Consider the following 23,065-nt stretch of genomic DNA (forward strand, 5'->3'; position numbering starts at 1 on the left):
GACAGCGAGGCGGTGCGCGTGACCACGCAACCGTCCGAACCGCCTCAAGGAAAGATTTTTAATGTACTATCGTGACTGTCCAGATTGCATGCGAGAAATTAACAGGCGGCGGCTACTGCAAGGCATCACGACGGCAGGAGCAGTCGGTCTGGCCGGCTGTAGTGCCGGAAACGGCAGTGGGAACGGGGACGGCTCGAGCTCGGGACCCGTCCAGATCACGCTCCGTGAGCGCGACGACCCGATGGCCGCGTACGAGCCGGGATTCAACGAGGCCCACGAGGACATCGAGGTGACGGCGAGTATCCAGCCACCAGAGGAGAAATACCGCTCGCTGATCTCCGAGATCAACGCGGGGAACGCGCCCGAGGTGGTCGGCCTCGATGTGATCTACCTGCCGCGATTCTCCCAGCTCGGAGCGCTCTCGGACCTCGGGTCGTTCTACGAAGGCCTCGGGCACGACGACTACTTCGATCCGTTGACTCCCGACTTCACCACGTGGAACGACACGGTCCGCGCGCTCCCGTTCTGGATCGACTGCAGCGTCTACGTCTACAACAAGTCCCACTTCGAGGAGGCCGGGCTCGACCCCGAGAGCCCGCCGGAGACCTTCCAGGAGTTCCTCGACGCGTCGCGAGCGATCAGAGACAACACGGACCACACGCCCCTCTCGCTCAATCTGGCGGGCTCGAACTCCCTCGGACTGGAGCTGTTCTTCTTCATGCCCCACGTCTGGGCCGGCGGCGGCAAACTGTTCAACGAGGAGATGACGGAGTGTCTGATCGACGAGCAACCCGCGATCGACGCCGTCAACTTCTTCAAGACGATGGTCGAGGAGGACCTGTGCACGGATCCGACGTCCAACGACACGTGGACGTTGCAGGCCTTCATGAACGGGGAGACGTCGATGGCGTACTCCGCCGGGTTCATCTCCCACATCGAGGACCAGGCACCCGACGTCTGGGACGACATGGCCACCGCGATGTTCCCCAAGCCCGAGGGCGGAACGCAGTCGAGTTTCCTCGGCGGCAACTGCATCGTCATCCCCGAGCAGATCACGGAGAACGAGCGGAAGTTCGACGCCGCGAAGGAGTTCGTCCGGTGGTCGCAGTCCGAGGACGGCATGCGGACGACGGTCGAAGACATCGGATACCTCCCGCCGCGACAGAGCGGCCTCGAAACGGAGTTCGTCGAGCAGAACGGTCGTCTATACGACGCGTTCACCCGCGCGATGGAGCAGGGACACGCGCCGCCGATGCACCCGAAAACCATCGAGATGCAGGACCCCCTGAACAACGCGCTGGCTCGGGCGCTACTGGGTGAGCAGGATGTCGAACCCGCCCTCTCGGAGGCGAAGTCGAAGATCGACGGTATCCTACAGGGTTGATCTGCGCCCACACTGTCGTCCAATACATCAAACATGACCGAAATACAAGATAGGCTGCTCGGGAAACTAACGCCCGCTCAGGGCCGTCGAGAGTGGAGACCGTACCTCTACTTGCTTCCCGCGTTCGTGATGATCGCCGTGTTCATGGCGTATCCGCTCGTGGACACGTTCATCCTGAGCTTTCAGGAGGTCGTCACGCTCGGCGGCGAAGCGAGATGGGTCGGACTGGACAACTACGCCGCCGTCGTAACCGACCCGCTGTTCTGGGTGGCGGCGAAGAACACGCTCATCTTCAGTATCGGGATGATCATCGTGCCCCTCGTCCTTGGACTCGGGCTCGCGATGATGATCAACCGTGGCATCAAGGGCCAGTCCTTCCTCCGGTCGCTGATCTTCGTCCCGGTCGTCGTCCCCATCGTCGTGTCCGGGATCGTCTTCAGTTGGCTGCTCAGCCCCGACGGTCTCGTGAACTGGGCGCTGGTGACCATCGGGATCATCCAAGAACCGGCGCGGTTCCTGAACTCGGTGACCCTCTCGCTCCCGAGCGTGATGCTGATGGTCGCCTGGAAGCGGACGGGCTACTACATGGTGATCCTCCTCGCCGGCCTGCAGGGGCTTCCCAGTGACGTCTACGAGGCGGCGAAGATCATGGGGAAATCCCGCTGGGCGATGTTCCGGCACATCACGCTGCCGCTACTCAAGCCGGCGATACTGATCACGGTCGTCCTCGGGATCATCGACACCGTTCGCGCGTTCGCCCACGTCTACGTCATGACCGGCGGCGGTCCCTCGAACTCCAGCGAGATCCTGTCCACGCACTTCTACAAGGTCGCGTTCAGCTACTTCAACTTCGGGAAGGGCGCCGCGTACGGGTTCATCCTCTTCGGGTTGTCGCTCGTGCTCTCGGTTATCGTGATCAAGCTATCCGGAGGGACGGAGATATGAGCGTTACCGATCGCATCAGCGGGCTGTTCGACCCGGATCGCGAGGGCGTCGCGTGGGAGCGCGGCCTCCGCTACGTCGCGGTCGTGCTCGCGGCGCTCTTCGTGCTGGTTCCGCTCTACTGGATGGTGGCGACGAGCCTGAAGGGGTCCTCACAGATCGGGGTCTTCCCACCGGCGCTCGTTCCGAGTCCGGCGACGATCGAGCCGTACCTGGCGGCGTGGCAGACCGGGCCGTGGGGACAGTGGTTCCTGAACACGATGCTGATCAGCGGCGGGTCGACCGTGGTGGCGCTCGCCATCTCGACGCCGGCGGCCTACGCGCTCGCCCGCTTCGACTTCCCCGGCTCGAACCCGGTCTACCTGCTGTTCCTGGGGCTGTTGATGATCCCGGCGCAGATCCTCCTCATTCCCCTGTACAACCTGCTGGCGAGTCTCGGCCTCGTCGACACGCGAGTGGGGCTGATCCTCGTCTACAGCACGTTCTTCCTCGCGTTCTCCGTCTTCCTCCTCCACAGTTTCATGACGAACCTGCCCGAGAGCTTGGAGGAGGCCGCCCGGATCGGCGGAATCCCGGAGTGGAAGATCTTCATCAAGGTGATCCTCCCGCTGGTGAAGTCCGGAATGGTGGCGACGGGGATGTTGATCTTCGTCTTCACGTGGAACGAGTTCCTGTTCGCACTGACGTTCCTCCAGTCGGAGCAGCTGTACACGATCAGTGTCGGACTCCAATCGTTCCAGGGGATCCACGGAGCGACCGTCTACAACCAACTCTTCGCGATGAGCACGCTGGCGACCCTCCCGGTCGTCATCCTGTTCGCGCTGTTCTCCGACCAGTTCATCGAAGGAATCGCCGGCCTCGAAATGGAATAATCGAGAGACAATGGAAATACAACTACGCAACATCACGAAGCGCTTCGACGACCTAGTAGCGGTCAACGACCTGTCGATGACGATCAAGGACGGAGAGTTCCTGACGCTCGTCGGCCCATCCGGATGTGGGAAGACCACGACGCTACGGATGATCGCCGGCCTGGAGACGCCGACCGAGGGAACCATCGACTTCGGTGGGCGGGACGTGACGTACGCCTCCCCGCAGGAACGCGAGCTCGCGTTCGTCTTCCAAGCGTACGCATTGTATCCCCACATGACGGCGCGAGAGAACATGTCGTTCGCGTTGGATCACACCGGCGTCTCACAGGAGGAGATCGAGCGTCGGATCGACGAAACCGCCTCCATGCTCGGCATCGAGGGCCATCTGGACAAAAACCCGCCCTCCCTCAGCGGCGGGCAACAACAGCGCGTCGCGCTCGGGCGGAGCATCGTCAGGGACCCGGAAGTGTTCCTCCTCGACGAACCGCTCTCGAACCTGGACGCGAAACTCCGGACGTCGATGCGTGCGGAGCTCCAGCAGCTCCATCGGGAGATTCAGACGACGACGATCTACGTCACGCACGACCAAGAGGAGGCGATGACGATGTCGGATCGCGTCGCGATCCTCAACAACGGGAACCTCCAGCAGATCGACACCCCGGAGGTCGTCTACTCACAGCCAGCAAACCGCTTCGTCGCCGGGTTCATCGGGAGCCCCTCGATGAACTTCCTCGACTGCCGCTACGACGACGCGTCCGGGACACTCCAGAACGCCGCGTTCTCGGTCGAGGCACCCAGCGGAATCTCGGGCGACGTCGCGACGCTGGGAGTCAGACCCGAGGAGTTGTCCATCGTCCCCGGCGGGGACGGCGACTTCTCCGCAGAGGTCACCGTATTCGAGCAGATCGGCGCGTACAACATCATCCACCTGAAGATCGACGGGTTGGATGAGACCATCGTGGCACAGGTCGACGGCTCGAAACACCTCGACCCGGGCGACACCGTCGGTGTCGAGATCGACCCGAAGCACGTCCATCTGTTCGACGCCGACGACGACGCCGTCTACAACCCGCCGTTGGCCTCCGAGGAACCCACAACTCTCGCGTGACGAACTCCCCGCCCAGAAGGGCGTGGAGTCCAATTGTACTTCCGAGAAGAGTGCAAGTCTCTACTTCCGTCGAGAGGCGGTAAGTAGCTGGTTCAACCGACTATCACCACTATTCGACGTATACTGAATATTTCTCTCCGTTACTCTGCGTCGAACACCACGCTAGACTGCGGTCTTTGAGACGAATTAGCATATAGTAGCTCTTCAATAAGGAGAGCTATTTTCTTAGAAGAGTTACGAGCAGTCAGTTCTGACGTCTGTCCAACTGCGGCACCACGCCGAGGAACGCGCGTCATCCCACGTCGACCCCTGTCAACGCCGGGAAGCGAGGAATAGGCCATCCGGTCATCTGCTCTCCAGTGCAGGCGGCACACCCACGGGGCGCCGATAGAGTTTAGTGAGCACGTGGATGAGTTTCTACTTGGAGAGGGGTACACGTGCTCAAATCGAACGAGAAACTGTTCCGTATCGTCGACCTCCTCCTCGAGAAGGGGAGTGCAGGAGTCACGGAACTCGCCGACGACACGCCGTACCACAAGAGCACCGTGTACACGCACCTCCAGACGCTGCGGGCGAACGGGTTGGCATTCAAGTCCGACGGGAAGTACCAACTATCGCTGAAGTTCCTCACGATCAGCGAGACGATCAAAAACCAGCGACCCGTCTATCAGCACGGCCACGAAGCGATCGACAGTTTAGCGAACGAAACTGGAGAGCTATCGTATCTCGCCGTCCCGGAGGACGACGTGGTCACCATCCTCCATTACGCGAGGGGCGAGAAGACGACGCTGTCAGTCACGGCCGGTTCGAACGTGCCGATCACCGAGCATTCAGTCGGAAAGGTCCTGCTGGCCTTCCGATCCGACGGCGCGCACTCCGAGCCAAACGGGACCACGTCCGCAGACATGGTCGCGGATTCGGACGGCGAGATCGCGGCGGAGCTAGAGCAGGCCCGAGTCGACGGCTTCGTCATCTCCGAAGACCACACCGGGAGCGGGCCGTCCATCGCCGAACCCGACCAGACGGGACCGCGCTCGGAGTCGCATCTCACGGACGTCGAGCACAAAACGATCGCCGCTCCCGTCTTGGACGAGGACGACGAACCGCTCGCAGTCGTCGCCGTCACCGGGCTCTCGAAACGCATCAACGGTGCGTATCAAGAACGCATCTGCCAGCAGGTCGTCCGGACCGCAGCCGTCATCGAGCGGAAGTTGGACGTCGAGCAGACGGTCCACGCGTCGGGGCGGGACTGAGCGAGTCAGGCGAGACGCAGCCACGTCCGCATCGACGTCGGACCGCGGTTGTTCCGGGCGTAATACGGGATCGCGAGAAACTCGGTCGAGGATTCCGTGACCGAGTCGAGCGACCGGTAGAGCGCGTCCTGCCACTCCTGTACGTCCTGAACGTTCGCCTCCCCCTCGATGACCGTCATGCCGTCCAGGATCGACTCGGTGTATCGGGCGCTGAGCGAGTCCGGCCGTGAGAGGATGAGGTGCCGTGCCGGATGGGAATTGTCGAGGTCCTCCACGCAGTAGACGAGCGGCCCGCGACGCAGCGTCGCGTGTGCCTTGTCGCTCTCGACGTCGGGATGCGCGACGACGACGTCCGGCTCCATCGCGAGTGACACCTCGATATGATCCCCGTCATCCCACTCCCGGCCGACCGTCACGTAGCCGTCGGTCGGGGCGACGGAGACGGACTCGCCGTTGATCGTGACCGCCCAGTCCTCGGTCCAGTCGGGGATGCGGAAGCCGAGCGTAAACGTCGCCGAGTCGTCCAGGGAGAGTTCGACGGCCACGTCTCCGTCCCACGGGTACTCGGTGCGCTGTTCGAGGGTGACGTCGGTCCCCGCGAGGGTCGTGTCGACGGTGCTGCTCACGTAGAGATTGCACAGCAGTTCGCGCTCGGATCGGGCGTAGATGTACTCGGCGAGCGATGCGAGGACGCGGGAGAGGTTCGGTGGACAGCACGCGACGTAGAACCACTCGTTTCGGTGGTACTCCTCGTCCGTCTGCAGGGGGTTGTTGTAGCAGTATCGCGATCCGTCGAGCGAGACACCGGACAGCAGGGAGTTGTAGAGGATGCGCTCGAGGGTGTCGATATACCGTCCGTCCCCTGTCAGATCGAACATGTTCTGGCTCCAGAATATCGCGCTCGCGGACGCACAGGTCTCAGCGAAGGCGGTGTCGTTGGGGAGGTCGTAATCCTCGGTGAACGACTCGGTGTCCGGACTCGAACCGATGCCGCCGGTGACGTACATACGGCGGGTCACCATGTTCCGCCACAGGCGCTCGACTGCGGTGAACAACTCGTCGTCGTCGACCTCCTGTAGGTATGCGGCAACGGCGGCGTAGAGGTTCCCGGCTCTGACGGCGTGTCCCTCCACGCGTCGCTGGTCACGGATAGGGGCATGGTCCTGTGCCCAGAGACCGTCGTACTCTCCGGAGTCGTCGCGTAAGGTGTCCTGATACCCGACGACGGACCACCCGCTCTCCTTTTGCTCTTCGCTGAAGGAGTTCTGCTCGATCATCTGCTCGAGTCGTGGCAGCTCCTCCGCCAACGGGGAGGGGTCGTGTCCCCGTCGATTGATGAAATAGCCCGCCAGGTCCAGATACCGGTCGTCCTCAGTGATCCGATAGAGTCGAACGAGCGCCAGTTCGATCTCCTCGTGGCCCGGTATCTTATCCAGTTTGTCCGGGCCGAATCGCTCGTCGATGTGGTCGGCCAGGGAACAGGCGACCCGGAGAAGACGGTCGTCGTCGAGCGCGCGGTGGTGTGCGACTGCGGCCTCGATCAGATGCCCGGCGCAGTACAGCTCGTGCATCATGGTGAAGTTCGACCACCTCCCCGAGTCGTCGCCGAGCATGAAGTAGGTGAACAGATATCCATCGTCGGCCTGCGCCTGTTCGATAAGGGAGATTACGGTATCGACTTTCTCTCGGAGAGTCGTCATTTCGTCGGTCGCGAGCGCGTAGCTCGCGGCCTCGATCCACTTATAGACGTTCGCGTCGATGAACGGCGGGCCCTCGAAGTCACCACCGGCCTCGCCGACGACGCGACGGAAATTGTCGAGGGAGCCGTTCGCTTGGAGGTGATCGTACTGCTGGTCGAGGGAGATATAGGAGTTCGTCTTCAGACGAGGTAACCAGAAATCATCGCGTATTCTGACGTTTTTGAGTCCAGGCGACCAATAGGTGCCGCTCATATTTATGTGATGAACGTCACTGGATAAATATCCCGGTGGGCATAGGTGCGGTGTTTCGCTGGTAGGAACTGTCGGTCGGTGAATCCTTCGAGCACGAGATCGACCGGCACAATGGAGGAGGGTGTCGGCTTCGAGGTGGCTCGTCCGAGTCGAGAAGCGCCGCGAGAGCGCGCGATGCAGCCCGGTAGCCATCTCCATCGGGTGTAGTATCATCTAGATTCACAGTGTGTCGGATAGACTGGTCTCCGAATGCGGCCACGAGTCAGAACACTCCGGACGTCCCGGCGTCGCCGCGACTGTGCGGTGCGAAGCCGGGCACGGGAACCAAGCGGACGACGTCGCTGGCCCGGACGCACTCGCCTTCGCGGGCGTCGCCACCGGCTTCTCGAACGTCCTCGGCCGGCGAAGCGCCTACACCGACCCGGTCGCGGCTCGCGTTCGCGAAGCGGACGTATCAGCGCGGCTACGGCCGCGGCTTCATCGCGTTCATGGTCGCCGGGCGACGACGCGCGGCGTCGCCGCGCATCCGAAAGGCCGAGGGCGCTCGAACACGGAGGAGGCGTATGGATCTCTCCTCACTGCCGTCGCGGCCGCTAACGGCGCGGGAAGTCGCGGCGCTCGGCGAATCGGACGCGTTCGTCGCCGTTCGGCCCGTCGAGCGCTTCGAGCTCGACGCCGTCGACGGGACGCTCGTCGTCGCCGCCGCCCTCATCACGAACCGGGGCGTTCGCGGCGTCGCCTTCGACCCCGACGGCGGCTGGTCGGTCGTCCACCGCGAGGACCTCGAGAACGTCGCGAGCATCGAGGACGTCCCCGAATCCGCCATCGGCGAGGTACAGCGCGCGCTCCGCAACGAAGTCGACGAGCTCGAGCGCGAACGCGGCTTCGGGAGCCGGCTCGTCGAGGCCTACGAGCGACACGCCTAGCGCGACGGGACGAGAGCGACGCGGCCGTCCAGGGCGTCGGTCGTTCCCAACCGACTGCACCGATGCGTCCTCGCGTCACCTCCCGTCGCTCGACGAGCGAGTCCCCGGTCCGTCTCGCACGCCGAATAGAACGCCCACGCACCCCGTGTCCGCATTCCCCGACCAGAGTGGATAGTCCGTTTCGGGGGCGAAGCCGTGCTCGGGTACACCCCGCACGTCCCTCTCCGGGGCGGCGCCCACGGCACCCGCAACTCGCCCTCCAAGAACCACGTTGTTCAGGAGAGAGCGGGGGGGACAGTCACCAGCGGCGTGACAATCACCCCTATTCCGGGTTTCTACCGCGTTACGACACGCGAAACAGGGGAGCGTCCTCGCGACCGCGCAGTTTCAATCCCGTTCTGGGTTTCTACCGCATTGCGACACGTCCTCGAGGACGACGAAACGCTCGTCGCGCGGTTTCAATCCCGTTCCGGGTTTCTATCGCATTGCGACACGTCGGGCGTTTCTCGCTGCGGGCGGCCTCGCTCTGTTTCAATCCCGTTCCGGGTTTCTATCGCATTGCGACCCCTCGTCACTCTCCACGTCGACGCTCATCGGTCGAGTTTCAATCCCGTTCCGGGTTTCTATCGCATTGCGACAGCGACTTCGAGCGCGCCGCCGGGTCGATGAAGAGGTTTCAATCCCGTTCCGGGTTTCTATCGCATTGCGACCGCCGAGAAGACCGACGTCGACGCCGACGACTGGCAGTTTCAATCCCGTTCCGGGTTTCTATCGCATTGCGACTCTCCCTGTACTCGGAATCGGCCGGGTTTGGCCGATTCGTGTTTCAATCCCGTTCCGGGTTTCTATCGCATTGCGACCTCGTCGACGAAGCGAAGATTCACCTGCACGACAAGTTTCAATCCCGTTCCGGGTTTCTATCGCATTGCGACCGTCCAGTCCTCGGGGAGTTGGGTCGGCATCACGGTTTCAATCCCGTTCCGGGTTTCTATCGCATTGCGACGGCGTAGCCGTCGACGATCTGCTCGCCGTTCTCCGTGTTTCAATCCCGTTCCGGGTTTCTATCGCATTGCGACGTGGCGTCAACGTCCTCTAGCGACACCGGCCAGACTGGTTTCAATCCCGTTCCGGGTTTCTATCGCATTGCGACATGACGGACACCACCCCCACCCCCGACGACAGCATGTTTCAATCCCGTTCCGGGTTTCTATCGCATTGCGACCTCGGGGGTCACGTTCTCGCGCGCTGTTATCGACAAGTTTCAATCCCGTTCCGGGTTTCTATCGCATTGCGACAGGGGGCTTTTTTCGGTACAAAGCACCTATACTTTTCTCTGAAAGCGCGTGAGGAGGGGATCAATTCGTGGACCCCACCTATCCACGGCTTTGAAGAGGGTCCACGAAACTGCCGCTCATACGTGAAGCTGACCGGCGAGCGTCGGGGCGGCATGGCGCGTTTTCCCCTCCATCCAGGTCTCGACAGCACCATCGGCTTCGAGTGCATCAAGATGCCTGCCAACGGTACTTCGGGACTTGTCGGTCTCATCAGAGACCCGAGGGAGAGTCGTTCCACCATCAACCGAGACGAGATAGCGTAGCGTATCAAGGGTCGCGTCGGACGGACGACTCATCAGGTTCGGAAGCGTGAGCTCTTCGATCTCCTCGTCGACATCTCTGAACTGGAGTGCAAGGTCAACGACGGTAGGTCGAGCGATCGCAGCAACGGTCAATGGGAGGAAGATCTCCCGGGGCCCTCCATCGAAGTTGAGCACGACCGTCCCATCTGCCGCCTCTAGGACATCGACACACTCTATGACGGCGGTCTCGAACGCTTCGTAGCTTATCTCCTCAACGACGACTTCCGATCCGGGTCCTAGCTCGTTGACGGTCTGTTCGACGTCTTGAATCGCACTTGCTGCCCTGTCGCTCGCGTCGTCGCGCGGTCGGAGGAGAACGACGACGTCGTCAGCGTCGAGACCGTTGTTGAGTATCGGACGCATCACCCGTGGGCTATAGTGCCCGATCGTCGAGACGTATGTACGCATACATTCGATTGCAACTGTAGCCGACTAAACGGTTTGGCTTCGAAAAAGCGTAATTGAGAGACTTGGATTTCTATTCTTTGAATACGTTTCCAAAGCCACGAAAAGATTCAATAGTGTGACCGGTACAGATGTGGCCGTGAGCCGACACACGATTGACTGCCTCCGTGAGGTGCCATGAGACGGGTCGACTTGACTCTCGATCCCGAGGGGGCGTTCCCAGTGCCGACTGCGAACGGCTACCAGATCTACGGTGCTGTCCTCTCGGCTCTCGACGACGTCGACGAGGACGTCAGCACGCGTGTCCACGACTCTCCGATCGGGAGTCTGACGAACAGCGGGCTCCTCGGAACCTTCGACGGGAGCCACCGCGATCACCACAAGCGCGTGATCCGCGACGAGACCTACGACCTCAAGCTGGGCGTCGCCGACCCACGTGATCAGGCGGTCTTCCAAGCGCTCGCCGACGCGTTCGTCTTCAGCGGCGACACGCTCGAACTCGCCGACGGCGACTTCCGCGTGCGCGACTTCGCGAGTACGAACACGACGCACGAGGAACTCCTCAACGAAGCCTCGCAGATCGTCAAGCAGAACCACGACACCTTCGAAATCGAGGTGCGCTTCGAGAAGCCGACCTGCATCAAGGAGAGTGGGGAGATTACGACGATGTTCCCCCATCGAGGCAGCGTCTTCCGCTCGCTCCTCCGCAAATGGTCGTCGACGATCCCGGACGAGCGGGTCGACGAACTCGACCTCGCGATGACTCGCGAGGACTTCGAGACGAACCTCATCGAGAAACCCGACGCGCACACGTATGAGACGCACAGCGTTCTCGTCAATCGCGGTGAAGACGGTGGCCCAATCCTCCGTCAGGGGTTCACCGCCGACTGCACCTATCGGTTCAAGGGTGCAAGCGAAGCCATCCGGACAGCGGTCACGGCGCTCGCGCTTTTCAGCGAGTACGCGGGCGTGGGCGGGTTCGTCTCACGTGGCTGTGGGACGGTCTCTGTGGAGGTGGAAGTGTGAGTTCCGGGGAGTACGACACACCTGCTTCCGCAGCCCGATACGCCCATGACTACATCGTGGACTCGCCGCTCGTCGGGAATGTCCTCGAACACGCTGGCGAGTACGACGCCAAGACCGATCCGAAGGAGACGACGTCACTCGCGGCCCACGTCATCAACGCGATGACGATCGGAGTGAACACCTTCGTGTACAACGCCGTCGACGGCGGCCGCGACATCATCGACCTTGAGGAAGACCTGTCGGTTCTCGCGGCGGCGCTCGTACTCCACGACATGAACAAGTACGTCCGCGAAGCCTACGGTGTCGAGACGGACGGGAACACGAGCGAGGCGTTCGACGCCTACTTCGAGAACGGCGACGACTTCGGCGTCGAGGCGTTCCTCGGCGACGGCTACCGCGATGACCTCCACTACCTCGTCCAGCGGACTGAAGTGAACGAGGACAGCCGCGAGACGCGAGAAACGGGAACAGAGACGGCGTTCGCCAGCCTCGCACGGTACTGCCGGATCGGCGATCAAATCGCATCGGTGATCCTTCGTGACGGTATCGAGCAGGGCTACGTCGAACTTCACAAGAAACTCGACGACGACGAAGTTCACTTCCTCGAGCTTTCGCAGGTCGAACAACCGATCCTCAACGACGAACTCCTCGGTGCGACGAAGGAGGTCATCTCCGGTGAAGACGACGGGGAAGAGTACGGTGTTGTCGTCGGGAGCACGTCCGATCGTGTGCTCTACCTCGGTGACGATGTCGACCGCGACGTGCTTCGAGGACGAGTATACAAGAGAGTTAAACAGAATATCACACGTAATGGGCCATATTCATTCTCATGCAAGTTAGGATGGAACACCTTCGACTACGATGTTCTGGGAGAACTAAGCCTACCAGTTGATGAAAAAATAGAGCAGATTCGTCAGCAAGCGGTTGAGTTACTCAAATCGGATGCAGGCGGGATTGAGTCTCTTGAAAGAGTTCCCGATGGATTCGACGAATATCTTCCGTCACTTATCAAATCAATATACGTTGATAGAGTAAGCGAGTTCGAAAACGAACGGTTGCAAAAGACGTATGATGAAACCTATGATTCAATTGAGGGAAATAAAAGCTCGAAGGGGCAAAAAATAAAGTTAGAGTTCATAACTGAGCTAGCAAGATCCTACCCAGAGATATCCGATGAGTTAGACCAGTTCCAGCAGAAATATGAGCCTCAGCTAGAAGGAGACCTTGAAGCGTCGGTAGACGCAATAGCCGAAGTAGTTAGTTCTCTGTTTGGAATCCGAAGAGAAGAAGCAGTACCGGATAAACATAGGATGTGCTATCTCTGTGGAAAGCAGACTGAAACCCTATATCAGAAGGGGCAAAACGCAATCTATCGTCCATATGAATTCTCAAAGAGAGTCCCTCCTCATGAGGAATATAAAAAGATCTGCGAGGTGTGCAACCTCGAATACGCACTTCTCGCGGACACGTGCGAGCGGTCCGGCGTCAAACTGAACTCAAACGTCGGTGTCGCGTACTACTACTTCGACGAGTTCCTCGGCGACATCCGTCTCCGGGGTGAACGCGTCGGCCTCCAGCAGGGCGAGACGATTGACCTCAGCGACACGGAGGTGGATAAGAGCCTCCTCCGACCGCAGTACTACGTCCAACCGTTCAATTTCGGTGGCCACCCCTCGATGGGTGAGAAGAATCACCGGATGGTCGTCGTCCGACAGCTACTGGAGGCAGCACAGGACGCTGGGATGAAGATCGTGCTCGGTCGGCCGTTCACTCGGTTCGAGAGCGGCGACGAGGTATTTGTCGATGAGGACGCGATCCGCCAGCAGGAACTTCTCGGTCTGGACACGGTCGATCGGTTTGGGCCACTTCCGTCCTTCATCGAACGCGATAGGGAGTACGAGCAGTCACACCTCCGACGCGCGCTCTCCCTCTGTAAGATCATCAGCATGGTCGGACAGGATGCAGGGATGCGGAACCCCTATCTCCAACTCGACCGGGACACGTTCCACCACCTCACCAACTTCGCGGTGCAGAATCACGAGCACGCGACTCGGCTCTCCGAGCTCAAGTCGTACCTCGAAACGTACCACACGAAACAACTCATGGACATGAAAACCGTCGCCGAGCGAGGAGTCGATCTCTTCGGCGAGCAGTACGACAGCAAGTACAAGAAGACGAAGATCTTCCGGGAGGCGATCGACGCGTTCCTCAGCGCGAAGAATCAGCGGATGTCCGAGGCTGACCTCCTCGAACACGTCGCAGCGCAGGTGTACGATGCAGCGGACCGCGAGGACTACGCCGGCTACGTGACGGTCGAAGAGGCAGAGGCGTTCGTTGACGCCTTACACACGTACCTCGTCGAGAACGACCTCGCCTCTCTTAAAAAGCTCTCCGATTGGGAGAACGCACTCGTCAACTCGTACCTCTACGCCTACGAGCAGGTCCTGTACGAAGACGACGATACAGAATCGTCCGACAACTAACCCGACTCACCGATCCACAATGACACTCACCTACCCCGAAACCGGCCTCGTTGACTCGTTCGAGATTTACCGCATGCAGAAGCCGAGCGTCACGCTCGTCGTCGAACGCGAAATTACTGAGCCGACGCTATTCCGCAACTCGAACAACGACCGCGCCGAGACCCAGCAGTTCGGCGACCAGTTACACGCGCAGGTGAACGGCGAGAAGTTCACGAGCAAGGAGCGCCTTACTGGTCTTGACCTACTCCGATCACTTGACGACGAACTCGTCGACGAAGGGTACACCTACAACGAGCCCGCGTCGCTCGAAGAGTCGATCAACGTTGGGACGCTTACGTACGGCCTCGCCGGTACCGGCGACCAAGACTTCGCAATTAAGTCCCGAGTCATCGAGGGCTACACGTACACGACCGACGAGTACGACCTGATGAACAAGGAGACCCGGAACGCAGTGTACGAGTCCGGGACGATGCGGACAGACGAGAACGAACAGTCCGAGGCGTTGTTCGACTACGTCAAGGTCCAGCCCGGGAACTCCCTCGTTCACTTCGTCACGCTCGAAGCTGCGACGGGGCCGATGCTCCTCTACGCGCTCCACAACATCCTGAACACGGGCCGATACGGGGCGCGAGAGACGCGCACGGGACGTAACGTCCGGAACGAGATCCGCGCCGTGATCTTGGGCGATCACGACACCTCACTCTCGACGGGCGAGCTCCTGATGGAGTACCACGAGGGGGGAGCCGACATCGACGAGAGTATTGCTGACTACATCGAGGCGGTCCGTCGTGCCGACTGGGAGGTCTACGGTGAGTTCGAGGGGGCCGACGATTTCCCCGAGTGGTACGAGGACCTGAAGGCGGTCGCAGCGCGGGAGACCGATGACGCCGACGATGTTCTCCGTGAGGAGTTCAAGCACCTCACCGAGGCGGCAATGGACGTGTTTACCGACGATGATTGAAAAGACGTACGAGGCACAACTGTACGCTCCACTGTTTTACTCGAGCGCGGAGGGGCGCTCCGTCCGGACACAGCCGATGCTCTCCGCGACGGCACTCATGCACGCGATCGGCTACCGATACTGCGGGCTCGAGAAGCGATATGCACTCGTCGGGGAGGACGCGACGACTCCTTCGTACGACCACCTCCGCGACTTACCGTTGTTCGTGAGCGACATGCACCCAGTCACCGTCAAGGCTGACGAGCGGACGTTTCGGAGCACTGATTACCGCTCCGAACGACACTTCACGACCGCCGACCCGGACGTCGCTGATCAGGTAACGGGTGGGAAATCGGTTCCGGAAATCCTCGAACGTTCAGGGGCCGGGTGGCAGACTATTCGGCGGTATCAGGGACTCTCACCGGGTTCCACGTTCGAGTTCACTATCTGGAGCGAAGAGCCGCTTCCCACCAGACCATCGTTCCGGATGGGCATCGGACAGACCGGGGAGTTCCGGGCAACCGAATCGAGCCTCAACCGGCTCGTGTTGAACAAGTACCTCCTCGAAGAGGTCTACGACCTTCCGACGGAGATACTCACCGAGCTCTTGGAGCGAAGCGACACGTTCGAGCGCGGCAACGACCCCCGCCTCCAGCACTTCGTCGGTGTCGACCCCGAGTACGCACGTGAGACGATCGTCCCGGAGGTGAGATAGATGCGCGTCCGGAGCGCCGCGCTCGCGACCGAACTACCTGCAGAAGGGTTCGCCGAGCGCGGTTTCGACCACGCCCGCGCGTTCCAGAACCGCGTCGCCGAGTGGGCGCACGACGACGACGCGGAACCGGTTGCCGTCCTCCGAGCACCAACTGGAGCGGGAAAGACCGCGACGTTCTACGAGGTGATCGAGGAGAACGACCTGTCACTCGTCGTCTACCCGACGAACGCGCTCTTGGACCAACAGCTCGAGCGATTCGGGGAGTGGGACGGCATCAGCGCGGAGCCCCTTAACAGCGATACGCTTGATGGACACGGGGATAACCGCGTCGAGGACCTTCTGCAGTTGACCGACTTCTACGAGGGTCACGATGTCGTCGTCACAAATCCTGACATCCTGCAGGCGATCATCCAAGACCAGTACCACGGCTCAACGAAACCGATGCAGTTCTTCGACCGCTTCGACGCAGTCGTCTACGATGAATTCCACTTCTACGACGACTTGGCCGCAAGTGGGCTGCTCCTGCAGACCCACGTCATGCACAACCGGCGTGGAACGAACGTCCTCCTCGCATCCGCGACGCCGAACGAGTCGTTCGTCGGGTTCGTCCAGGATGAGCTCTCGCTTCCCGTCCGAGATATCGCCGCGGAGTACGTCCAGGACGGCGATCAGTTCCGCCGTCCAGTGACCGTGAACAGACACGAAGGGCGAGTGATCGACGAAGAGCGCGAGACGGTCGCAGAGCGTCTCCGCGAACTCATCGAGGATGCCGACGATTTCGGCGAGCCACAAGTCGCGCTCGTGTTCAACAGCGTCGCGGCGAGTAACGACTTCCACGCGTACCTCGCCGAGGAGTTCCCCGACGTGTTCGAACACGTCGCGAAGGACAACGGGTTCGACACAAACGACCCGGACGCGAGCCTCGAGTCCCAGGACTTCTTCGTCCTCAACACGACGAGCAAAGGCGAAGTCGGACTAGATTACGATATCCGGACGCTGTTCATGGAGACACCGCCGACGCCGAGCGCGTTCCTCCAACGGTTCGGTCGCGCCGGCCGTGAGTACGAGGCGACTGTCCACGTGTTCGGACTCGGAGATATGGCGTGGCCGGACGAGACGCGGTATCCCGACTTCGCTGCGTCAATCTACGACGCGCTCGGAACGCATCGAAGCCGAGATGAGGAAATTGCGGCGCTCCGAAGCCTCGTCGGGATGCGCGCGGCGTACGCGATCCACTCGCGGATGACTGAGGACGAGTGGTTCGGAGCGGAACTGTTCGCGGATTTCGAGTCTGTCTCCGAGTACGGGAAGTGGCGTGCATTCTTCCGTACGGTCGATTCTACCTTGGAGGACGCCGGTGAGTTCGGGTCGCCGGTTATGCAGAACAGCGCCACCCGGAAGATTCTCGACTTCGCGCGACACTGCTTCGGGGCCCTCGAAAGCCTCCGCGGTCGCTCGCTACCCGTCGGCATCAAGTATCCGCGAGGCGATCGGCGTGCGCTCACGTCGTACGACCTCCTGACGACGCTCCGGTACTACGATATTAGGGACATAGAGTCCGACGGGACACTAGTCGTCGATCGTCGGGAGTCAACACAGCCGGTCGCAATCACCGCCCGATTCCCTGGCTACGAGAATCGACCGCGAGACTACAGCGGATCCAACGGCGAAATCGAGAAGATGTTCTCTCGGTGGATCTACCCGGAAATCGAAGAAGCCGATTTCGCCGAGACGGAAGTCGACGAGGGCGTGCTCCGACAGTTCTTCTCCGACCTCTCGCTTCCAAAGGCGGTGATGCCGATTGAGGTCCGATACGGCCAGTACGTCGCGTACGTGGAACAGGACGGAATCACATCCGTCGACGTCGAGCGCCGCCAAATATGAACGAAGAGCTAATCAACGTCTCCGATCTGAACCAGTACAGGTACTGCCCCCGTCGCTACTGGTACCTCCACTTCTTCGACACGCAGGGAACCAACTACGAGCGCACCGAGGGGACGTCCCTTCACAACTCGAAATCAGAGCGTGGCGGGTGGGTCGACGAACTCTACCTCGAAGACGAGGACATCGGCCTCAAGGGGAAGATCGACGTCCTCGAACTCCACGACGATCTGATCCCGATTGAACGGAAACGCGCAGAGGGAGGGGACTACTACCGGAGCGATGAACTCCAACTCGCCGGGTACTGTCTCCTATTGGAATCATATCTGGGAGAGCCGGTTCGGGAGGGTGCGATCTACCTCTACGAGACTGACCAGCGCATGCACGTACGGATCACCGACGACCTCCGCAATGCGGTTCGTGACCGGATCAAGGAGATGCGCGCGATGTCTCCGGACGATGTCCCACCGATAACCGATAACCCTGAGAAGTGTACCGCCTGCTCGGTTCGGTCGTACTGTCTCCCCGAAGAGACGTTACAGCTGGAACCCGACCGTATGCCGAGTAAAGAGTGGGAGGAGTACGTATGAAAGACAGCCAAGGGACGTTCGAGGACTCGGTCGTCTACGTCACGACGCAGGGAACGCAAGTCCGGACGGACGGCGGGCAGATCGTCGTCTACGACGTTGAGGGCGACGATGGAGAACTCGCGAGGTTCCCCGTGAAGAAGCTTGAGACGATCAACGTCTTCGGCGGGGTGAACTTCTCGACGCCGTTCGTCGCAGAGGCGAACGAGCACGGAATCGTCCTGAACTACTTCACGCACAACGGGAAGTATCGCGGGAGTTTCGTCCCGGAGCGGAACACGATTGCGGAGGTCCGCCGTGCACAGTACGCGCTCGACGACGAGACCGAGCTCGGCATCGCGAAGGCGATGATCGCCGCGAAGATTCGGAACGCGCGCACCCTCCTCTCTCGCAAGGGCGTCACAGGGACCGACGTCCTCGCCGATCTCGGTGAACGCGTCTCGACCGCGACGAACGCGGACGACCTCCGTGGTATCGAAGGAGAGGCAGCGGGCCAATACTTCGCTCGGCTCGACGAGACGCTCGTGGACGGCTGGACGTTCGAGAAGCGAACGAAACGCCCGCCCGAGGATCACATCAACTCGCTCCTCTCGCTGACGTACGTGATGATGAAGAACGAGGTGTTGAGCGCGCTTCGCGCGTACAACCTCGATCCCTTCCTCGGAGTGTTACACGCGGACCGACACGGACGCCCGTCGCTCGCGCTCGACCTGCAGGAGGAATTCCGACCACTGTTCTGTGACTCCTTCGTGACGCGCCTCGTGAACCGGGGAGCGATCACGCACAGCGAGTTCCGCGACGACAATCGACTCACGGACGACGCGTTCCAGACGTACCTCGGAAAGTTCGACGACTACATGGACGAGACACTGACTCATCCCCACTTCGGGTACGAGGTGACGCGACGCAAAGCCATCCGACAGCAGGCGATCCTTCTCCGAAAAGCGATCACCGGGGAGATGGACGACTATCACGCACTAGAGGTCGTCCGATGAGGCTCGCAGTAACGTACGACGTTCACGACGACGCGAACCGACGACGCGTCTATCGAACACTCGAGAGTTACGGCGCGTGGAAACAGTACAGTGTATTCGAGCTCGACGTCTCGGAATCCGAACGTGTCGAGATAGAGGACAAAATCGAATCGCACATCGAACCCGCCAACGGAGACCGAGTCCGTATCTATCGGCTTTGTGACTCCTGCCTCGGCGCGACGACCGACCTCGGATCGGACCCGCCGGATGAACAATCGAACGTCATCTAAACCACCCTTCGTGGACCTTTTTCAAGGCGGTGTACAGCAGGGGTCCACGAAGGACCACTCCTCTCTCGCCATCGCAGAGAAAACTATAGGTGCTATGCGCGAGGAAATTCCCCCTGTCGCAATGCGGTAGAAACCCAGAACGGGATTGAAACACGACGGTCCCGGCAACCTCGCGGAGCGGATCGGACGGTCGCAATGCGGTAGAAACCCAGAACGGGATTGAAACCTCCTCTTCTCGAGCGCGTCGAGCACGCCCGAGTGTCGCAATGCGGTAGAAACCCAGAACGGGATTGAAACGGCGCGCGGAAGGCGCTCGCGAAGCTCGTGCCGTCGTCGCAATGCGGTAGAAACCCAGAACGGGATTGAAACTCGGCGGGCGTGCTACTCATCGGCCTGGTCGTCGTGTCGCAATGCGGTAGAAACCCAGAACGGGATTGAAACTCTCGACCTCGTCCTCCCCGACGAGGATGCGCCGACTTGTGCGCGCGTCAGACGCCGCTCGGAGCGCCGCGCCCGCCGCGTCGCAATGCGGTAGAAACCCAGAACGGGATTGAAACACGTTCCGGGACCCGAACGGGACGTCGGCCCGCGTCGTCGCAATGCGGTAGAAACCCAGAACGGGATTGAAACATCTGTCCGATAGACGGTGTTGTCGTACGTATGCAGTCGCAATGCGGTAGAAACCCAGAACGGGATTGAAACCCTGCCTCGCACGGGTAGAGGCCGCCGTCCGAGTCGTCGCAATGCGGTAGAAACCCAGAACGGGATTGAAACGGGACGCCACCAAGGTCAGCGGCGAGCTGCTGTAGTCGCAATGCGGTAGAAACCCAGAACGGGATTGAAACAACGCGAGCCGCCCCCAGGCGCCGGTGACCTCGACGTCGCAATGCGGTAGAAACCCAGAACGGGATTGAAACGCCGCTGTAGTGGCCGATCCTCGTCGAGAGACTCACGTCGCAATGCGGTAGAAACCCAGAACGGGATTGAAACTCGACCTTTGCGGTGCCGAGCGTGATCGCCGTCTTGTCGCAATGCGGTAGAAACCCAGAACGGGATTGAAACACGGCAGGCAACCAGTTCCGGGGCGATACCGGAGGGTCGCAATGCGGTAGAAACCCAGAACGGGATTGAAACCGGGTGGCGGGTTTGAGCGTCGACATGGATCACGAGTCGCAATGCGGTAGAAACCCAGAACGGGATTGAAACAGTTGCCACGGCCCCGCTCCGGCGAGCGAGACGCTGTGTCGCAATGCGGTAGAAACCCAGAACGGGATTGAAACTTGCACTGCACTCTATGAGTGTATGAAGCGGACGTCGCAATGCGGTAGAAACCCAGAACGGGATTGAAACGTGGTGGGCGAAGAGTCGGCGGCCGTGCTGTTACCCCCGTCGCAATGCGGTAGAAACCCAGAACGGGATTGAAACGTGGTGGGCGAAGAGTCGGCGGCCGTGCTGTTACCCCCGTCGCAATGCGGTAGAAACCCAGAACGGGATTGAAACCGGCCGTAGGACTCCTGGCCGGGGCGCGCGATGTGTCGCAATGCGGTAGAAACCCAGAACGGGATTGAAACACGTAGTCGTCGCGACGTAGCTCTTCGAGGAGCCGGGTCGCAATGCGGTAGAAACCCAGAACGGGATTGAAACAGCGTGACTTCGACCATCAGGCATCAGCCTCCGCGAGTCGCAATGCGGTAGAAACCCAGAACGGGATTGAAACCCGATGCCGATTAGCGTCATATCTGTTTGTCGGGGGTCGCAATGCGGTAGAAACCCAGAACGGGATTGAAACAGTTCGAGAGCGTTCTCGAGGGCGCACCTGTGGCGGGTCGCAATGCGGTAGAAACCCAGAACGGGATTGAAACTCGTGTGCCGCGACGAGGAGTTGTGACTCGCCGGGCGTCGCAATGCGGTAGAAACCCAGAACGGGATTGAAACTCTCCTCGGAGGATGCGCTCGCCGACCCAGCTCCCAAGTCGCAATGCGGTAGAAACCCAGAACGGGATTGAAACCGTGATGGGTAGCTTGGTTCCGGGCGTCTCCGGCCTGTCGCAATGCGGTAGAAACCCAGAACGGGATTGAAACGCGTCGACGGCGTCCCAGTCGAGCCCCATGCGGTCGCAATGCGGTAGAAACCCAGAACGGGATTGAAACAAACGGACGTAGTCGCCTGTCTCGACACCGAGGAGGTGTCGCAATGCGGTAGAAACCCAGAACGGGATTGAAACGTTGAGGACGGCGTCGGCGTCGTCGCGCTCGACGCGCGTCGCAATGCGGTAGAAACCCAGAACGGGATTGAAACTGCCTGTGAGCCTCCTCGCGAAGATCGTGCTCGTCGTGTCGCAATGCGGTAGAAACCCAGAACGGGATTGAAACGCGGACATCCTCGGGCTCACGCGCGGCAGTATTGTCGCAATGCGGTAGAAACCCAGAACGGGATTGAAACGACGCATGACCGACGTCCGTCGCGTTGTCGTTGTCGGTCGCAATGCGGTAGAAACCCAGAACGGGATTGAAACGTTCGTCCTCGCGCTGTTGACGGCGCCGTCGCGATGTCGCAATGCGGTAGAAACCCAGAACGGGATTGAAACTGGTAAGAGGAATCGGCGGTAGCGGGGCGGAGCGGGGTCGCAATGCGGTAGAAACCCAGAACGGGATTGAAACACGATCCATGATCCAGAGGGAACAACGCCGCGTGTGTCGCAATGCGGTAGAAACCCAGAACGGGATTGAAACCAGACGTCGGCGTCGAAGTGGTGGCCGACGGAGCGCGTCGCAATGCGGTAGAAACCCAGAACGGGATTGAAACACGAGGTCGCCGGTGGTGTCGCGGCGGCCGGGTGCGTCGCAATGCGGTAGAAACCCAGAACGGGATTGAAACCAGACGTCGGCGTCGAAGTGGTGGCCGACGGAGGTCGCAATGCGGTAGAAACCCAGAACGGGATTGAAACATCTTGTCGAGGATGTCTTGGTGGATCTGCTGTGTCGCAATGCGGTAGAAACCCAGAACGGGATTGAAACATGGTTGCTGTCGTCGTGACATCGGATGGTGGGCCGGTCGCAATGCGGTAGAAACCCAGACGGGATTGAAACTCGAACACCACCGCGTCGCCGTGGAAGTCGGAGACGTCGCAATGCGGTAGAAACCCAGAACGGGATTGAAACGTAGCGTGCGTCGGCGGCCTCCGCGCACTCCCAGTGGTCGCAATGCGGTAGAAACCCAGAACGGGTTGAGGACCAGATGAAACGTGGTGTCTATTCTCTCTACAGAGGGGCAAAGCCAGCTGGTTCCTCCCTTACGTTAGGAGAAGATGAAAGACTCGTTAGGTGTTTGACGCCCCACGCTTCGAGTGCTCAATCGGTACTATGGAGGTCCGCGATCCGGCTCAAGACGGTCGCCGCCGCGACGTCCGCAGCGTCCGTGGGCGCCGCCCACGTCAGGCCTACCTCGGCGGCCTCAATGAGAGAGAGGCACGCGGTCGGGACACCACCCGAATACGTGCCGTTCGTCACGCCCGCACACTCGGCAGCGTCAAGGTGTACAGTAGTGCGCTCGCGGACCCGCCGGGAGGCCGCGCTTCGGAACGCCACAGGGGTGAGATGGTCGCCGACGCGGACGACGTGGGCGTCGAGGTCGCGGTTGAGCACGCGATGGCCGAGTGCAACGTCCGAGTGCGAGCCGTGTGTGACTGCC

General features: G+C 60.7%; 17 protein-coding genes and 3 CRISPR repeat arrays. Of the genes, 14 read left to right on the forward strand and 3 right to left on the reverse strand.

What is annotated here, in order from left to right; translation table 11 throughout:
* The first annotated feature begins 88 nt into the window (after positions 1-88).
* The 5 genes from EFA46_RS12460 to EFA46_RS12480 all read left to right on the forward strand — a co-directional run bounded on the left by EFA46_RS12460 (position 89) and on the right by EFA46_RS12480 (position 5,559).
* Positions 89-1,384, forward strand: a complete 1,296-nt coding sequence (locus tag EFA46_RS12460) for an ABC transporter substrate-binding protein (RefSeq protein WP_158604275.1) — start codon at positions 89-91, stop codon at positions 1,382-1,384.
* Between the two features lie 129 nt (positions 1,385-1,513).
* Entirely contained in the window at positions 1,514-2,329 is an 816-nt protein-coding gene (locus tag EFA46_RS12465; protein WP_158604276.1) for a carbohydrate ABC transporter permease, read from the forward strand.
* Positions 2,326-3,198, forward strand: coding sequence for a carbohydrate ABC transporter permease (locus EFA46_RS12470; protein WP_123077937.1), 873 nt, complete (start codon positions 2,326-2,328; stop codon positions 3,196-3,198). Before EFA46_RS12465 ends, EFA46_RS12470 begins: the two co-directional genes overlap by 4 nt.
* A 10-nt stretch (positions 3,199-3,208) precedes the next feature.
* Positions 3,209-4,306, forward strand: coding sequence for an ABC transporter ATP-binding protein (locus tag EFA46_RS12475; protein ID WP_123077939.1), 1,098 nt, complete (start codon positions 3,209-3,211; stop codon positions 4,304-4,306).
* Between the two features lie 437 nt (positions 4,307-4,743).
* Positions 4,744-5,559, forward strand: coding sequence for an IclR family transcriptional regulator (locus EFA46_RS12480; RefSeq protein ID WP_123077941.1), 816 nt, complete (start codon positions 4,744-4,746; stop codon positions 5,557-5,559).
* Positions 5,560-5,564: 5 nt separating this feature from the next.
* Here the strand turns inward: EFA46_RS12480 and EFA46_RS12485 are convergent, their stop codons facing one another.
* The gene (locus tag EFA46_RS12485) at positions 5,565-7,511 is read right to left on the reverse strand and encodes a glycoside hydrolase family 127 protein (RefSeq protein WP_123077943.1); all 1,947 of its coding nucleotides are present in this window, start codon (positions 7,509-7,511) and stop codon (positions 5,565-5,567) included.
* 563 nt (positions 7,512-8,074) lie between these two features.
* Between EFA46_RS12485 and EFA46_RS12490 the strand changes: the two genes are divergently transcribed.
* On the forward strand, positions 8,075-8,437 hold the full coding sequence (locus EFA46_RS12490) for a hypothetical protein (protein WP_123077945.1): 363 nt from the start codon (positions 8,075-8,077) through the stop codon (positions 8,435-8,437).
* Positions 8,438-8,750: 313 nt separating this feature from the next.
* Positions 8,751-9,732: a CRISPR direct-repeat array (repeat unit 37 nt; unit sequence GTTTCAATCCCGTTCCGGGTTTCTATCGCATTGCGAC).
* Positions 9,733-9,848: 116 nt separating this feature from the next.
* Here EFA46_RS12490 and csa3 read toward each other — a convergent pair.
* On the reverse strand, positions 9,849-10,481 hold the full coding sequence (gene csa3 / locus EFA46_RS12495; protein ID WP_123077947.1) for a CRISPR-associated CARF protein Csa3: 633 nt from the start codon (positions 10,479-10,481) through the stop codon (positions 9,849-9,851).
* Between the two features lie 174 nt (positions 10,482-10,655).
* Here csa3 and cas6 point away from each other — a divergent pair, with 174 nt between their 5' ends.
* From cas6 to cas2, 8 genes are all read left to right on the forward strand, one after another.
* Entirely contained in the window at positions 10,656-11,504 is an 849-nt protein-coding gene (cas6, locus tag EFA46_RS12500) for a CRISPR system precrRNA processing endoribonuclease RAMP protein Cas6 (RefSeq protein WP_123077949.1), read from the forward strand.
* Positions 11,501-13,987 (forward strand): hypothetical protein, encoded by a 2,487-nt coding sequence (locus tag EFA46_RS12505; RefSeq protein WP_255494104.1) that lies wholly within the window; start codon positions 11,501-11,503, stop codon positions 13,985-13,987. The genes cas6 and EFA46_RS12505 overlap by 4 nt, the downstream gene beginning before the upstream one ends.
* A gap of 19 nt (positions 13,988-14,006) precedes the next feature.
* Positions 14,007-14,948: a type I-D CRISPR-associated protein Cas7/Csc2 gene (gene cas7d, locus EFA46_RS12510; protein ID WP_123077951.1), complete on the forward strand. Its 942-nt coding sequence runs from the start codon at positions 14,007-14,009 to the stop codon at positions 14,946-14,948.
* On the forward strand, positions 14,941-15,642 hold the full coding sequence (locus EFA46_RS12515) for a hypothetical protein (protein ID WP_123077953.1): 702 nt from the start codon (positions 14,941-14,943) through the stop codon (positions 15,640-15,642). The genes cas7d and EFA46_RS12515 overlap by 8 nt, the downstream gene beginning before the upstream one ends.
* A 183-nt stretch (positions 15,643-15,825) precedes the next feature.
* The gene (gene cas3 / locus EFA46_RS12520) at positions 15,826-17,526 is read left to right on the forward strand and encodes a type I-D CRISPR-associated helicase Cas3' (protein ID WP_255494105.1); all 1,701 of its coding nucleotides are present in this window, start codon (positions 15,826-15,828) and stop codon (positions 17,524-17,526) included.
* The gene (gene cas4 / locus EFA46_RS12525) at positions 17,523-18,113 is read left to right on the forward strand and encodes a CRISPR-associated protein Cas4 (RefSeq protein WP_123077957.1); all 591 of its coding nucleotides are present in this window, start codon (positions 17,523-17,525) and stop codon (positions 18,111-18,113) included. The genes cas3 and cas4 overlap by 4 nt, the downstream gene beginning before the upstream one ends.
* Positions 18,110-19,105, forward strand: a complete 996-nt coding sequence (cas1, locus tag EFA46_RS12530) for a CRISPR-associated endonuclease Cas1 (RefSeq protein WP_123077959.1) — start codon at positions 18,110-18,112, stop codon at positions 19,103-19,105. Before cas4 ends, cas1 begins: the two co-directional genes overlap by 4 nt.
* Positions 19,102-19,374, forward strand: coding sequence for a CRISPR-associated endonuclease Cas2 (gene cas2 / locus EFA46_RS12535; protein WP_123077961.1), 273 nt, complete (start codon positions 19,102-19,104; stop codon positions 19,372-19,374). Before cas1 ends, cas2 begins: the two co-directional genes overlap by 4 nt.
* A 115-nt stretch (positions 19,375-19,489) precedes the next feature.
* Positions 19,490-19,815: direct repeats of the CRISPR family, unit length 37 nt; unit sequence GTCGCAATGCGGTAGAAACCCAGAACGGGATTGAAAC.
* A 79-nt stretch (positions 19,816-19,894) separates the two neighbouring features.
* A CRISPR array of direct repeats spans positions 19,895-22,609; the repeat unit is 37 nt; unit sequence GTCGCAATGCGGTAGAAACCCAGAACGGGATTGAAAC.
* A 116-nt stretch (positions 22,610-22,725) separates the two neighbouring features.
* Here the strand turns inward: cas2 and EFA46_RS12540 are convergent.
* Positions 22,726-23,019 (reverse strand): hypothetical protein, encoded by a 294-nt coding sequence (locus EFA46_RS12540; RefSeq protein WP_123077963.1) that lies wholly within the window; start codon positions 23,017-23,019, stop codon positions 22,726-22,728.
* Positions 23,020-23,065 lie beyond the last annotated feature (46 nt).

The sequence above is a fragment of the Halarchaeum sp. CBA1220 genome, assembly GCF_003721175.2.
In the GTDB taxonomy this organism is placed as follows: domain Archaea; phylum Halobacteriota; class Halobacteria; order Halobacteriales; family Halobacteriaceae; genus Halarchaeum; species Halarchaeum grantii.

Bases quoted from the DNA above. Each gene is read 5' to 3' on its own strand.
- EFA46_RS12460 (WP_158604275.1), top strand. From the start codon at position 89: ATGCGAGAAATTAACAGGCGGCGGCTACTGCAAGGCATCACGACGGCA.
- cas2 (WP_123077961.1), top strand. From the start codon at position 19,102: ATGAGGCTCGCAGTAACGTACGACGTTCACGACGACGCGAACCGACGA.
- cas7d (WP_123077951.1), top strand. From the start codon at position 14,007: ATGACACTCACCTACCCCGAAACCGGCCTCGTTGACTCGTTCGAGATT.
- cas4 (WP_123077957.1), top strand. From the start codon at position 17,523: ATGAACGAAGAGCTAATCAACGTCTCCGATCTGAACCAGTACAGGTAC.
- cas1 (WP_123077959.1), top strand. From the start codon at position 18,110: ATGAAAGACAGCCAAGGGACGTTCGAGGACTCGGTCGTCTACGTCACG.
- cas6 (WP_123077949.1), top strand. From the start codon at position 10,656: ATGAGACGGGTCGACTTGACTCTCGATCCCGAGGGGGCGTTCCCAGTG.
- EFA46_RS12475 (WP_123077939.1), top strand. From the start codon at position 3,209: ATGGAAATACAACTACGCAACATCACGAAGCGCTTCGACGACCTAGTA.
- EFA46_RS12470 (WP_123077937.1), top strand. From the start codon at position 2,326: ATGAGCGTTACCGATCGCATCAGCGGGCTGTTCGACCCGGATCGCGAG.
- EFA46_RS12465 (WP_158604276.1), top strand. From the start codon at position 1,514: ATGATCGCCGTGTTCATGGCGTATCCGCTCGTGGACACGTTCATCCTG.
- EFA46_RS12485 (WP_123077943.1), bottom strand. From the start codon at position 7,511: ATGAGCGGCACCTATTGGTCGCCTGGACTCAAAAACGTCAGAATACGC.
- csa3 (WP_123077947.1), bottom strand. From the start codon at position 10,481: ATGCGTACATACGTCTCGACGATCGGGCACTATAGCCCACGGGTGATG.
- EFA46_RS12490 (WP_123077945.1), top strand. From the start codon at position 8,075: ATGGATCTCTCCTCACTGCCGTCGCGGCCGCTAACGGCGCGGGAAGTC.
- EFA46_RS12515 (WP_123077953.1), top strand. From the start codon at position 14,941: ATGATTGAAAAGACGTACGAGGCACAACTGTACGCTCCACTGTTTTAC.